Annotated in this window: 10 protein-coding genes; 7 read left to right on the top strand and 3 right to left on the bottom strand. The window is 65.7% G+C overall.

The genetic code is table 11. The annotated features are described in order from the left end of the window. Positions 1–3: 3 nt before the first annotated feature. On the top strand, positions 4–366 hold the full coding sequence (gene gcvH, locus ABIR17_RS10060; protein ID WP_348004239.1) for a glycine cleavage system protein GcvH: 363 nt from the start codon (positions 4–6) through the stop codon (positions 364–366). Further along, positions 363–3,143, top strand: a complete 2,781-nt coding sequence (gcvP, locus tag ABIR17_RS10055; RefSeq protein ID WP_348004238.1) for an aminomethyl-transferring glycine dehydrogenase — start codon at positions 363–365, stop codon at positions 3,141–3,143. Before gcvH ends, gcvP begins: the two co-directional genes overlap by 4 nt. 106 nt (positions 3,144–3,249) lie before the next feature. Here gcvP and ABIR17_RS10050 read toward each other — a convergent pair whose 3' ends face one another. Then, positions 3,250–4,032, bottom strand: coding sequence for a CPBP family intramembrane glutamic endopeptidase (locus ABIR17_RS10050; protein WP_348004237.1), 783 nt, complete (start codon positions 4,030–4,032; stop codon positions 3,250–3,252). A gap of 2 nt (positions 4,033–4,034) precedes the next feature. Further along, positions 4,035–4,478, bottom strand: coding sequence for a DCC1-like thiol-disulfide oxidoreductase family protein (locus ABIR17_RS10045; protein ID WP_348004236.1), 444 nt, complete (start codon positions 4,476–4,478; stop codon positions 4,035–4,037). Positions 4,479–4,738: 260 nt separating this feature from the next. On the opposite strand from ABIR17_RS10045, the gene ABIR17_RS10040 reads away from it, so the two are divergent. From ABIR17_RS10040 to ABIR17_RS10030, 3 genes are read left to right on the top strand one after another with little or no spacing between them, the layout of a single operon-like run. Further along, positions 4,739–6,592 carry an ABC transporter family substrate-binding protein gene (locus ABIR17_RS10040; RefSeq protein WP_348004235.1) on the top strand — a complete coding sequence of 618 codons (1,854 nt, stop codon included), beginning with the start codon at positions 4,739–4,741 and terminating at the stop codon, positions 6,590–6,592. A gap of 56 nt (positions 6,593–6,648) precedes the next feature. Then, entirely contained in the window at positions 6,649–8,211 is a 1,563-nt protein-coding gene (locus tag ABIR17_RS10035; protein WP_348004234.1) for an ABC transporter permease subunit, read from the top strand. A gap of 2 nt (positions 8,212–8,213) precedes the next feature. Continuing rightward, positions 8,214–9,278 (top strand): ABC transporter permease, encoded by a 1,065-nt coding sequence (locus ABIR17_RS10030; protein WP_348004233.1) that lies wholly within the window; start codon positions 8,214–8,216, stop codon positions 9,276–9,278. Between the two features lie 13 nt (positions 9,279–9,291). On the opposite strand, the gene ABIR17_RS10025 is transcribed toward ABIR17_RS10030, so the two are convergent. Then, positions 9,292–9,870 carry a hypothetical protein gene (locus tag ABIR17_RS10025; RefSeq protein ID WP_348004232.1) on the bottom strand — a complete coding sequence of 193 codons (579 nt, stop codon included), beginning with the start codon at positions 9,868–9,870 and terminating at the stop codon, positions 9,292–9,294. 54 nt (positions 9,871–9,924) lie between these two features. Here ABIR17_RS10025 and ABIR17_RS10020 point away from each other — a divergent pair, with 54 nt between their 5' ends. After that, a complete protein-coding gene (locus ABIR17_RS10020) occupies positions 9,925–11,664 on the top strand; it encodes an ABC transporter ATP-binding protein (protein WP_348004231.1) in 1,740 nt (579 codons plus the stop codon). A gap of 35 nt (positions 11,665–11,699) precedes the next feature. Continuing rightward, positions 11,700–13,496, top strand: coding sequence for an ABC transporter family substrate-binding protein (locus tag ABIR17_RS10015; protein ID WP_348004230.1), 1,797 nt, complete (start codon positions 11,700–11,702; stop codon positions 13,494–13,496). Positions 13,497–13,508 lie beyond the last annotated feature (12 nt).

Here is a 13,508-nt window from a genome sequence, read left to right as displayed (position 1 = left end):
AGCATGAGCGAGCTGCGCTACACGAAAGACCACGAATGGGTGTCCGTCGACGGCGACGTCGCCACCATCGGCATCACCGCGTACGCGGCCGACAAGCTCGGTGACGTCGTCTACGTCGACCTGCCCGAGGCGGGCAAGTCCGTGGCGGCCGGGCGAGTCGTCGGCGAGATCGAGTCGACGAAATCAGTCGGCGAACTGTTTGCGCCGGTCGACGGCGAGGTGCTCGAACGCAACGAAGCGGTGATCGCCGAGCCCGCGCTCGTCAATGCCGACCCGACCGGCGCTGCCTGGCTGATCAAGGTGCGTTTCACCGAACTCCCCGAGTTGCTGACGGCCGCCGAGTACGAGGAGCTGACCCAGGGATGACCACCTTCGCCGACCGTCACATCGGAACCGACGCCGCCACTCAGGCGATCATGCTGCAGGCGGTGGGGTATTCCACCGTCGATGAGCTGATGGATGCCGCGGTGCCGTCCGGCATCCGCATCGAGGCGGCGACCGTTTTGCCACCGGCGCGCTCCGAACGGGAGGCGCTCGCCGAACTCCGCGTGCTCGCCGGCCGTAACCGCGTGCGCCACTGCATGATCGGCATTGGGTACTACGGCACCATCACGCCCGCCGTGATCCAGCGCAACGTGCTCGAAAATCCCTCCTGGTACACCGCCTACACGCCGTACCAGCCCGAGATTTCTCAGGGTCGTCTTGAGGCCCTGATCAACTTCCAAACGATGGTCGCCGACCTGACCGGGTTGGCGACGGCGAACGCGTCGATGCTCGACGAGTCGACCGCAGTCGTCGAAGGGATGCTGCTCGCGCGGCGCGCGTCCGGGTCGACATCGACGACGTTCCTGGTCGACGAAGACGCCCTTCCTCAGACGCTGCGCCTGCTGGCGCACCGGGCCGAACCGCTCGGCATTTCGCTCGTGACGACCGACTTCGCGGGAGACCTGCCCGAAGCGTTCGGCGCCTTCATCCAGTACCCCGGGGCGTCCGGACGGGTCTGGGACCCCCGCGCCGTCATCGACGCCGTGCACGCCAGCGGGGGACTCGCCGTCGTGGCCGCCGACCTGCTCGCGATGACGCTCCTCACGTCCCCCGGAGAACTCGGAGCAGACGTCGCCGTCGGCACCTCGCAGCGTTTCGGCGTGCCGATGGGCTTCGGCGGACCGCACGCCGGCTACCTCGCCGTACGCGCCGGACTCGAGCGCCAACTGCCGGGTCGCCTCGTCGGCGTCTCGGTGGATGCCGCCGGCCACCCCGCCTACCGGCTCTCGCTGCAGACGCGGGAGCAGCACATCCGTCGTGAGAAGGCGACCTCCAACATCTGCACCGCGCAGGTGCTGCTCGCGGTGATGGCCTCGATGTACGCCGTGTATCACGGGGCCTCGGGCTTGAAGTCGATCGCTCATCAGGTGAACCGGCTGGCCCGCCTGATGGCGGACGCTCTGGGTTCTCGCGTGGTCCACGACTCCTTCTTCGACACGTTGCTGGTGTCTGTTCCCGATGCGTCTGAGGTTGTCGCGCGGGCTGCCGAGGCCGGGTACCTGCTGCGGCTGGTCGATGCGGGGCACGTCGCGGTCTCTCTCGATGAGACGACGACACAGGATGATGTCGAGACCGTTCTGAAGGCGTTCGGCATTGAAACGGTGCTGGGTTTCAAGCCCGTTGGTGCGGGACTGCCCTCCTCACTTGTGCGCACGTCGCGGTATCTCGAACATCCGGTCTTCTCGGCGCACCGCTCGGAGACGACGATGATGCGCTACCTCAAGCACCTCGCCGACAAGGACTACGCGCTCGACCGCGGGATGATCCCACTCGGCTCGTGCACGATGAAATTGAATGCCGCCACCGAGATGGCCGCCGTGACCTGGCCGGAGTTCGCCGACATCCACCCGTTTGCGCCGGAGGCCGACACCCTCGGCTACCGAGACTTGATCGCGCAACTCGAAGGCTGGCTCGGGGAACTGACCGGATACGACGCCGTCTCCCTTCAGCCCAACGCGGGTTCGCAGGGCGAGCTCGCGGGGCTGCTCGCGATCCGCGGCTACCACCGTGCCAACGGCGACCTGAACCGCACCGTTTGCCTGATCCCGTCGAGCGCGCACGGCACGAACGCCGCGTCGGCCGTCCTGGCCGGAATGAAGGTCGTCGTCGTCGCCTGTGATGAGGAGGGCAACGTCGACCTCGACGACCTCCGGGCGCGCATCGACGAGCATGCTGCCGACCTCGCCGCTCTGATGGTCACCTACCCGTCGACGCACGGGGTGTACGAGCACGAGATCCGCGCGATCACCGACGCCGTGCACACGGCCGGTGGCCAGGTGTACATCGACGGGGCGAACCTCAACGCGCTGCTCGGCTACGCCCGCTTCGGCGACATGGGTGGGGATGTCTCGCACCTCAACCTGCATAAGACCTTCTGCATCCCGCACGGCGGGGGAGGTCCCGGTGTCGGGCCGGTCGCCGCGAAGTCGCACCTCGCGCCCTATCTACCCAGAGGTGAAGCGAACCCGATCTCGGCCGCACCCTACGGCAGCCCCAGCATCCTGCCGATCTCGTGGGCGTACGTGCGCATGATGGGACCGGACGGTCTCGCCGCCGCGACCGCGGCCGCCGTTCTGTCGGCGAACTACGTAGCTGCTCGACTGCGCGAGCACTTCCCGGTGCTGTACTCGGGTGACCACGGACTCGTCGCCCACGAGTGCATCCTCGACCTGCGCCCACTGCGAGACGCGACGGGAGTGACGGTGGATGACGTGGCGAAGCGCCTCATCGACTACGGCTTCCACGCCCCGACGATGTCGTTCCCCGTCGCGGGCACCCTGATGGTCGAACCGACCGAGAGCGAAGACCTCGCCGAGATCGACCGCTTCATCGACGCGATGATCGCGATCAAAGCCGAAGCCGACGCCCTCGCCGCCGGCAGCTGGACCGCCGACGACAACCCGCTCGTGAACGCCCCGCACACCGCCGAAGCAGCAACGGCGACCGACTGGCCACACCCGTACCCCCGAGAGCTCGCGGTCTACCCCGCACCAGGCCAGGTGCGAGCGAAGTACTGGCCGCCGGTGCGAAGGATCGACCAGGCCTACGGCGACCGCAATCTCGTCTGTGCCTGTCCACCGGTGGAGGCGTTCGCCTAGTTGTTCGTTGCCGCGTCACCCGGAAGGGATGCGCGAGCCGAGAGAGCGGGGACCCCTACCCCGATCGACTCGCGCATCCCTTCCGGGCGCCGCTCCGCTCGTCCGCCTATCCGGAGGTGCTGAAGAGGGCGGGCCAGGCGGCTGCGGCCGCTGGGGCTCCTACGAAGACGACCGCGTCGATCGTGAAGTGTGTGACGACGAGCGGGATCACGCGGCGCTCTGTGCCCCGGGAGTAGAACCAGCCGAACACCACTCCCATGGCGAAGTTGGCGAAGAAGGCTCCGAAGCCCTGGTACAGGTGGTAGGTCCCGCGGATGGCGGCAGAGAACAGGATGATCTGCCAGCGTCCCCAGCGGGCCTCGCCGAGGCGTGAGTACAGGTAGCCGATCATGATGATCTCTTCCTGTAGGGCGGCGCGGGCGGCGATGAGCAGCAGGATCGGGATTGTCCACCAGTGGTCGGTGAGACCTGAGGCGTTGATGCCGACGCCGATGCCGAGTTGTCGACCAATCAGGTAGATGCCGAGTCCGGCGACGCCGATCGGGACGGCGATCGCGAGACCGAGGAGAACATCCCGAATGGGATGCTGTCCGTCGATCCCGAGGCGGCCGAGGTGGGGCTTCGAGACAGACCAGAGGAGATAGCACACCAGGGCGACCGGGGCGAGGTCCGAGGCGATGCCCAGCAGTTGATAGAGGAGGTCGAAGATCTCGCGCGGGTCGCGGCTGGGCACGATCGTCGCCGTCTGCTGCCCGATGGGTGTCTCGAGGGTGGCCCGGTTGATCAGGATGACGATTGCGTAGAGGGCCGACATCCCGAGCGAGACGGCGAGCACGATCCCGATCTCCCAGCCGATCCGGCGGCGGGAAAGCGGTGCGGGAGTTGTCACGCCTAGGTGTTCCGGCGAGCGGGAACCTCGTCGGCGCTGGCGTCGCCGACGAGGCCAGAAATGGCCTCGCCTCTAGTCTCCAGCGCGCAAGCTGCCGTTCCCCCAGGCAGGCGGTGACGGAAGCGCGCGATGAAGGCGTAGGCGATCGCGGCAGCCCACGAGAACGGGGGAGTGATGAGCAGGTTGCCGAGGAAGCGCCAGCCGATGTTGTTCTGAGATCGAAGCAGAGCGGCAACGGCGGCGTGGCCACGGAAGCGCTTGCCTCCCACCAAGTACCAGACGTAATGGGTCACGTCGTGCCGGCTCAGGCCGAGGTCATCCAGTGCCAACCATTGCCACGGTTGGGACTCCGGAAAGACGGGGAGCACGCGCTCGAGGCGGTGCACCCACGTTGTACAGAACGCACAATCGCCGTCAAAGACCAGCAAGGCCGTTCGGGATGCCACGTTTCGATCGTACGCCGCGCTTCTGCGGCAAAATACAAGGTCGGTTCAGCCTGTTTGCAAGATTCTTGCGTCGCGCGCCTGTTTTGTGCACGATCCACGCGTTGGCGCAAGAATCCTCAGACCTCGTTTCCGCCGTGTAACGATTCCTCTCAGTAATTTTGCCCAGCGGTCACCCCCTCTTTAGGGTCAGTACTATCCGGCGTGGCACGTCGGGGTCCGCCTCCGTGCCTCGCTCACATCTGCACACAGGAGGAACCACCGTGAGATCCAAGAGGCTCGTGGCAGCAGGGGCAGTCGTCCTTGCCAGCGCCATCGCCCTGAGCGGCTGCACACCGCCGCGCGCATCGGAGATTGTCGCAGGCACCAACATCACGGTCGCCATGAACGACGTCTTCAGCGGCTACAACACCGCGTTGACCAACCTCAACAGCCTGTACAACGCGCAAGTCGCGTACATGGCCCTTGATGGGTTCAGCTACTACGACGACACGCCGAACCTCGTCAAGAACACCGACTTCGGCACCTACGCGAAGACCTCCGACGACCCGTTGACCGTTAAGTACACGATCAACCCCGGCGTCAAGTGGTCCGACGGCACTGCCGTCGACGGCGCGGACATGCTCCTCTACTGGGCCTCCATCACCACCCACCGCACCGACGGCAAGGCTGAGACCGACGAAGACACCGGAGCAGTGACGAGCCAGACCGGCACGTTCTGGAACACCGGCGCTGCCGAGGGAACCGGTTTCGACCTCGTGTCGGCCGTCCCGACGCTCAGCGACGACAACCGCTCGATGACGGTCGTGTACGACAAGCCGTATGCGGACTGGGAGCTCGTGAGCCCGATCGGCGTTTCGGCGCACGGCACGGTTCAGATGGCCTACCCGGGCAAGTACGACACCGACGCAGCCAAGGCGAAGTCTGACTTGATCAAGGCCGTTCAGGATGCCGACTACACCTTCCTCGCTCCGGTATCGAAGTCGTACAACAACGACTACACGTTCAACGTGATGCCGGACGCCGCTCACAAGCAGGCGCTGCTGTCGAACTACGCGTACACGATCACGGGCATGAAGGCCGACGACTCCGTCACCCTCACGGCGAACCCCAACTACACGTGGGGCCCCTCGCCGAAGTTCCAGACGATCACCGTGCGTGCCATCCCGGATTCGCAGGCTCAGTTGACGGCTCTCCAGAACGGTGAGATTCAGATCGCCGCCGGCCAGCCGACTCCGGACATCGCGGCTGCACTTGCCGCGGGCATCCCGAACGTCGCCTACGTCGGCGCGTCCGAGGGTTCGTTCGAGCACGTCGACCTTCAGGTCACCAACGGCGGTCCGTTTGACCCGGCCTCCTACGGTGGCGACGCGAAGAAGGCTCTCGCCGTCCGCCAGGCATTCCTGAAGACGATCCCGCGTCAGGACATCATTGACAAGCTGGTCAAGCCCCTGCAGAGCAACGCAGAGGTCATGAACAGCCTGGTGTTCTTCCCGGGCACTGACGGGGCCGACAAGGCTGCCGCCGTCAACGGTCTCCCGGAGCTCGAAGTTCCGGACACCGCGGGTGCGAAGCAGATTCTCACCGATGCCGGCATCACCACGCCGGTCGACGTGCGACTGCTGTTCAGCCAGACAAACACTCGACGTAACGCCGAGTACGGGCTCTGGGCGCCGATCGCTGCGGAGGCAGGCTTCAACCTGATCAACGCGTCGTCGACCACTTGGTCAGGGGACCTTGACACGAAGCAGACGTCGTATGACGCCGCGCTCTTCGCGTGGATCCTGAACAACACGGGCCGCACTCAGAATGGTCCGAACTACATCACTAAGGGTGCGAACAACTACTACGGATGGTCGGACCCGGACGTGGATGCAGCATTCAAGGCAATCGACACCGAGTCTGACGGCGCCAAGGCCGACTCGCTCCTCGTCGACGCTGAGAAGGCCATGGGCGCGCAGGCGTGGACCGTGCCGATCTTCCAGTTCCCGGGACTCACGGCGTGGGATGAGAGCAAGGTGTCCGGCGTGACCGCGATGCCCATCACCCCGCAGTACTTCTGGAACTTCTGGAAGTGGACCCCGGTCGGCGTTACCGCGTCGCCGGCCGCCGGCTAGCCGGAACCGCAACTAAGGAGGGGTGCCGGGCTCAATGCCCCGGCACCCCTCCCGTTGTGGAACATCCCACTCAACAGAAGGGACACGGCGCTGTGTTCGCCTATGTCATCCGACGGTTGTTGATCATCGTCCTGGTCATCTTCGCCGCCAGCTTCCTGATCTACGTCATGGCCGCCAACGCTGGTGACCCGCTTGAAACCCTCCGCGGTTCGACCGCACCCAATAAGGCGCAGCTCATTGCAGCCGCCACCCAGCGACTGCACCTCGACGTCTCACCACCGTTGCGTTACTTCATTTGGCTCGGCGGCGTGCTCAAACTTTTCGTCGGCGATCTCGACCTCGGCCAGACCCTCAGCGGCCTCGACGTCACGACCGTGCTCGGTCAGTCGATGTGGTCAACCCTGCAGCTCGTCACCGTCGCGAGCCTGCTCGCCATCACCTTCGGTATCGCGATCGGCATGATCTCGGCGCTGCGTCAGTACAGCGGCTTCGACTACGCCGTCACTCTCGTCGCCTTCGTCTTCTTCGCCCTCCCGGTGTTCTGGGTGGGTCAGTTGCTCAAACTGAATGTGGCGATCGGCTTCAACGACTTCCTTCAACATCCGGTGATCCCCACCGTGGCGATCGTCGTCATCTCGATCGTGGCCGGTTTTATCTGGGCGAGCGCTATGGGCGGGCAGTTACGACGCTGGGGAATCAACTTTGCCGGAGGCACCGTCGCCTCTGCCGCCGTGTTGATTTATGCGAACGTCAGCAACTTCTTTCTTCAGCCGAACCTCGGTCCGCTCTGGATTGGCATCATCGGGGTGATCGCGGCGGTCGTCGCCACCCAGTTGACGACCGGCCTGTCCAACCGCCGCGCTCTGGGTGCCGCCCTGACCACGGCACTCATCGGTGTGATCTCGTGGTGGCCGGTGCAGTTCGCCTTCTACTACTTCCCCAACTGGGGCGCGATCATCGGGCTTGCCGTGATCGCCCTGCTGATCGGCGCCGCGGTGGGCTGGCTGTTCGGCGGTGACGACCGGCGAGTCTCGATTCGCGCCGCCGTCATTACCGCCTTCTTCTCGGCGGGCGCGGTCTTGATCGACCGCATCATGGGTGCCTGGCCCGACCTGATGCAGAACACCAGCGGCCGCCCGATCGCGACGATCGGCTCCGAGACCCCGAACTTGAACGGCAGCATCTGGCTCACGGCGGTCGACTCTTTCAGCCACGTGCTGCTCCCGACGCTGACGATCATGCTCATCTCCCTTGCCGCGTATAGCCGGTACTCGCGAGGCAGCTTGCTTGAGGTGATGAGCATGGACTACGTGCGCACCGCGCGCGCGAAGGGTCTGCCCGAGCGCACGGTCATCATGCGACACGCGTTCCGCAACGCGCTCATTCCGATCGCGACGATCGTCGCCTTCGACCTCGGTGGTCTGATCGGCGGCGCCGTCATCACCGAAACGGTGTTTGCCTGGAAAGGCATGGGCTTGCTGTTCGTCAATGCACTGCGCCAAGTTGATTTGAATCCGATCATGGGCGTGTTCCTCGTGACGAGCATCTTCGCGCTCGTCTTCAACCTGCTCGCTGACCTCGCCTATACCGCTCTCGACCCCAGAATCCGGGTGAGCTGACCATGTCGAACCCTCTCGCCAGTCTCCCGTCCGAGTCGCCGTCGGACATCGTCACGATCGAGCAGCGCGCCGAAGCCGGTCTCTCCCAAGGGCAGATCGTCATCCGACGTTTCGTGCGCAACATCCCCGCGATGGTGTCGCTCGGCTTCCTCCTCTTCATCATCGTGTTCTCGTTCTCGTCGGTGGGCTTCGACGTGTTCGGTCTGCACGTTCCTGGGTGGTGGAAGTTCGACTACATCCATTACACCGACATTGAGCGCCCGTCGGGTGCCCCGACCTACGACTTCCCGTTCAGCTTCGGCAATCATCCGCTCGGGCAGGACGACATCGGCCATGACGTGTTCGCGCAGGTCATGCGCGGTTCTCAGCAGTCAATCATCGTCATGTTCGTCTACACCGCGGTAGCTGGCGTCATTGGTGTCGTGATCGGCGCCCTGGCCGGCTTCTACCGCGGCTGGGTGGACGCGGTGCTGATGCGCCTCACCGATGTGATCATCATCGTTCCGGTCGTCATCCTCGGCGCGATTGTCGGTCGAGCGTTCGGCGCACAGGGTGCGTTCGTCCTGGCCGCGATGTTGGGCATCTTCGGGTGGGCGGTCCTGGCCCGCCTCGTGCGCGGCGAGTTCTTCAGCCTCCGCGAACGAGAATTCGTGGATGCGGCCCGCGTTGCCGGCGCCTCGAATGCACGCATCATCTTCCGTCACATCCTGCCCAGCACCGCGGGCATCCTGATCGTCAACCTCTCTCTGACGATGAGCGGGGCGATCCTGCTCGAGGCGGCCCTCAGCTTCCTGGGCTTCGGGATCAACCCGCCCGACGTTTCGCTTGGGCAGATCTTGGCGCTCTACCAGACCTCGTTCACCACCCGGCCCTGGCTGTTCTGGTGGCCCGGCGCGATTCTGATCACCATCGTGTTGGCGATCAACTTCATCGGTGACGGCCTGCGCGATGCGTTCGATCCGCGTCAGCGCCGGATGCCGCGCAAGGCGGGCCCCTACCGCCAGTTGGCGAGCCTCATCGCTCGACCGTTTCGCCGCGCGCGCTCCGATGGGGAGTTGACCCGATGACCCGGGGAAGCGCTCAGACGAGTGCCGAGATGACCGAGATCGCGGCGAGCATCACGGCGGCCGCGGCGGGCAGTACGTTCCACCGCGTCACGACGCCTCCGGCAGAAGCGGTGCCGGTCGATGCGGCGCCCGATGAAGCGGCAGCCGTTGCTCGGCGTTTCGATGCCTCACGCTGGACGGCACCCGCGAGCCCCATGTCACGCTTGTCACGGTCGGGCTCGATGCCACGGCGCAGCAGCCGCGGGTTGGGTCGTCGCCGGGGGGCAGGTGCGGCCCAGGCTGTGATTGACCGGCCCGCCGCCGTCACGACCAGCGAGAACTGGTTCTTCACCTCGTCGATCGCCTCCCAGTCGATGTCGAAGGTACGCAGCGGATTGCGGATGACCAAGACATCCTTCGCTAGTTCGACCATCGGCCACCAGAACAGCAGCCAGGCGAGGTACGCGACGGTGACGAACGGCGGACCGTACCTGCGTGCCGTTTCGATATCGCCAGACTGCAGCAGGAGCGCAACGCTGACGACCGCGACGACCGCGACCAAGATCGTTACCGCGATGCCGGTGGATGTGCGGATCACGAGACGCTTCGCCATGCGCCCATCGTCGCATGCGCATCCATCGCGTCAGGAAATTCAAGGAGGAGCCCGATGAGCCGCGGCGACGAAGCCCGACCGCGTACCGAACGGGCCGGAGGATCACGCTTCTCAAAGCGTCTGACTTCCCGCGGCGAGGGCGAATCGATCATCGAGGTCGAGGACCTCTCGGTTGACTTCTGGGTTGCCGGCGCGTGGGTGAGCGCCGCCCGTGACGTGAACTACACGGTCAACCCGGGCGAGGTGCTGGCAATCGTCGGCGAGTCCGGCTCGGGCAAGACTGTGACGTCGATGTCGCTGCTCGGGTTGCTGCCCGCGAACTCCCGCTCGCAGGGCCACGTGCGGTTGCACGGACAAGACATCCTGGGTCTGCCGCTCGAGGAGTTGTACCGGATTCGCGGCAAGAAGATTGCCGTGATCTTCCAGGAGCCGATGACGGCCCTCAACCCGGTCTACAAGGTCGGGTTCCAGCTCGTCGAGGCGCTCCGTACCCACTTCCCGATGTCGCCCACCGAAGCGCGGGCGCGGGCGATCGAGTTGCTCGGCATGGTCGAGATGCCCGACCCCAAGAAGGCGTACAACTCCTACCCTCACCAGCTCTCCGGCGGCCAACGTCAGCGGGCGATGATCGCGATCGCGATCTCGTGCGACCCCGACCTGCTGATCGCCGACGAGCCGACCACGGCTCTTGACGTGACGATTCAGGCCGAGATCCTCGACCTGCTGCGCAGCCTGCACTCGCGGCTGCAGAGCGCGATCATCCTGATCACCCACGATCTGGGCGTCGTCGCAGATATCGCCGACAACGTCATCGTGATGCGTGAGGGTGTCATCGTCGAACGCGGCGCCGTCGACCAGGTGTTCAACCACCCCGAGCACGAGTACACCAAGCAGCTGCTGGCTGCCGTTCCTCACCTCGGCGTTGAGGCCACGACCGAGCGGAAACTGGCCGATGACAAGCCGATGCTCACGATCACGAACGCGTCGATCGACTACCCCGGACGAGGCCGCCTGCCCGGCTTCCGCGCTGCCGATAACATCTCGTTCTCGATCCGTCCCGGCGAGGTGGTCGGCCTGGTCGGCGAGTCCGGTTCGGGCAAGACCACGGTCGCGCGCGCGATCGTCGGACTGCTGCCCTTCTCTGAGGGATCGGCGACCCTGCTCGGCACCGAACTGGTCGGCATCAAGTCCGACAAGTTGCGCGAGCTTCGTCGCTCGATCGGCATCGTGTTCCAAGACCCCGGCGCCTCACTCAACCCGCGCTGGCCGGTCGGCCAGTCGATCGGTGAGCCGCTCGAGCTCTCCGGTACGGTCTCGCGCGAAGAGATTGGGAAGCGGGTCGAAGATCTGCTCGACCAGGTCGAGCTGCCGCGCTCATTCCGCAACCGCTACCCGCACGAACTCTCCGGCGGCCAGCGTCAGCGCATCGGCATCGCGCGCGCCCTCGCGCTGAGCCCGAAGTTGCTCGTCGCTGACGAGCCGACCAGCGCGCTCGACGTCTCGGTGCAGGCCCGGGTGCTTGATCTGCTCGAGAAGTTGCAGACCGAACTGCAGTTCGCCTGCCTCTTCGTCAGCCACGACTTGGCTGTCATCGACCGCCTCGCTGACCGGATCATCGTGATGAACCACGGCAAGTTGGTCGAGCAGGGTTCGCGGGATCAGATTCTGCGCAACCCGCAGGAGGAGTACACGAAGCGGCTCATCGCGGCCGTTCCGGTGCCCGACCCGGCCGAGCAGCGTGAGCGTCGCATCGCCCGAGCCGCCCTGCTCGCCGATGAGCGTCGCCACCGGTAGTCCGTTTGCCGCGACCCGCGCCTAGGCTGAGCGCGATGATCCTCAACAGCCTGCGCATCGTCGCGGTGGGAGCCGTCGCGGTCGTGCTGCTTACGGGCTGCACGGGCCCGACGGTTGTCGCCGGCAGCGAGGTGACCGTTGCGGTCGCGGAGCCCTTCACGTCGCTCAACCCGGCGACCTCCTACGGCCGCACGACCTCGACGAATGCGAACGTCGCGTACCTGGCGGGCGCCTCGTTCGCCTACTACGACGATCAGTACCGCCTCGTCGACGACCTGTCGTTCGGCACTGCCGAGATCATCGCCGACGATCCGCTCACGGTGAAGTACACGGTCTCGCCCGACGCGCGCTGGTCGGACGGGACGCCCATCGACGCCGCCGACCTGCTGCTGGCCTGGGCCGCAAATTCGGGTGCGCTCAACACTCCCGATTTCGACGACTCCAGCTACGTCGACCCTGCGACAGGTCGGTACGCGACCGACTTTCCCGCGGGCACTGTCTACTTCAACGGCGCGGTGGGCGCGGGGCTCGAGAAGGCCACCCAAACCCCGCAACTCGGCAGTGACGGTCGCACGTTGTACGTGCACTACGACACCTTCGTGCCTGCCTGGAAGACGCTGCTGGCGCCCGGCATCCCGGCCCATGTTCTGCAGGCGATCGCGAGCGGCCAAACCTACGACGACGCCCGAAAGGCGAAGGACGACCTGATCGCGGCAATCACCACCGCTGATCAGCTCGCCCTGGGGAAGCTCGCGCGAGCCTGGAATGACGCCTACAACGTGACCGCGACGCCCGCCGACCCGAGGTTGCTGCTGTCGTCGGGTCCGTATGCGGTGTCGGCGATCGACGAGACCGGCGTGACGCTCGACGCCAACTCGCAGTACCGCGGCGATCGCCGACCGAAGATTGAAACCATCAAGCTGCGGTATTCGCCTGACGAGCTCGACACGATTAAGCTGCTCGAGGATGGTGACGTCGACATCATCACCCCCGAACCGAAGGCGGACACCGCGACGACTCTGGGGGGCATCGGTGGGGTGACCGTCGTCACCGGTTCTGAGAGTCGCAACGAGCACCTCGACCTGCAGTTCGCCGACAGTCGCAGCGGAATGTTTGGGGATGAGCGCATTCGCCGGGCTTTCCTTGAGGTCGTGCCGCGGCAGCAGATTCTCGAACAACTTGTCACCCCCTTACAGTCCGACGCGACCGTGCTCGACTCGTTCGTGCTGCATCCGGGCTCGGTGGGCTACGCCGACGCCGTCGCCGCGAACGGTTCGGTCGCCTACTCGGGCACCGATGTGGCCGGCGCGACGGCTTTGCTCGCCGAGGCCGGAGTCACAGCTCCGACGGTGTGCATCCTGTACGACCCGGCGAGCGACCTTCGACAGACCGAGTTCGCCCTCATCCGAGACAGCGCGGCACGTGCCGGGTTCGTGGTCACCGACTGCTCGAGCCCGGACTGGCAGGGGTTGCTCGGGGTCGGCGGTGCCTACGACGCCGCACTCTTCGCCTGGGATACCTCGCGCCTCGGACCGGGAGCGGCCGGCTCGATTTTTCGCAGCGACTCAACCCTGGCCAACTTCTCGCGCTACTCCGACCCCGCGGTCGACACCCTTGTCGACCAACTTGCCGCCGAACACGACCCCGCGAAGCAGGCGGCACTGGCCACGCAGATCGATACCGCGCTCTGGGATGCCGCCTACGGCGTGCCGCTGTACGCCTACCCAACGCTCACGGCGGTTCGCGACACCGTCACCGGGGTCACGCGCTCTCCGCAGGCGCACGGGGTTTTCTGGGACGCCTGGCAGTGGGCGCCCGCCCCTGCCGGGTAGGCTAGAGGGCAA

It is taken from the genome of Pseudolysinimonas sp. (assembly GCF_039912695.1).
Classification (GTDB): Bacteria; Actinomycetota; Actinomycetes; order Actinomycetales; family Microbacteriaceae; genus Pseudolysinimonas_A.
This window is presented reverse-complemented; position numbering and strand designations above follow the sequence as displayed.

Coding starts and splice junctions, on each gene's coding strand:
- ABIR17_RS10020 (WP_348004231.1), top strand. CDS start 9,925: ATGAGCCGCGGCGACGAAGCCCGACCGCGTACCGAACGGGCCGGAGGA.
- ABIR17_RS10030 (WP_348004233.1), top strand. CDS start 8,214: ATGTCGAACCCTCTCGCCAGTCTCCCGTCCGAGTCGCCGTCGGACATC.
- ABIR17_RS10025 (WP_348004232.1), bottom strand. CDS start 9,870: ATGGCGAAGCGTCTCGTGATCCGCACATCCACCGGCATCGCGGTAACG.
- ABIR17_RS10015 (WP_348004230.1), top strand. CDS start 11,700: ATGATCCTCAACAGCCTGCGCATCGTCGCGGTGGGAGCCGTCGCGGTC.
- gcvH (WP_348004239.1), top strand. CDS start 4: ATGAGCGAGCTGCGCTACACGAAAGACCACGAATGGGTGTCCGTCGAC.
- gcvP (WP_348004238.1), top strand. CDS start 363: ATGACCACCTTCGCCGACCGTCACATCGGAACCGACGCCGCCACTCAG.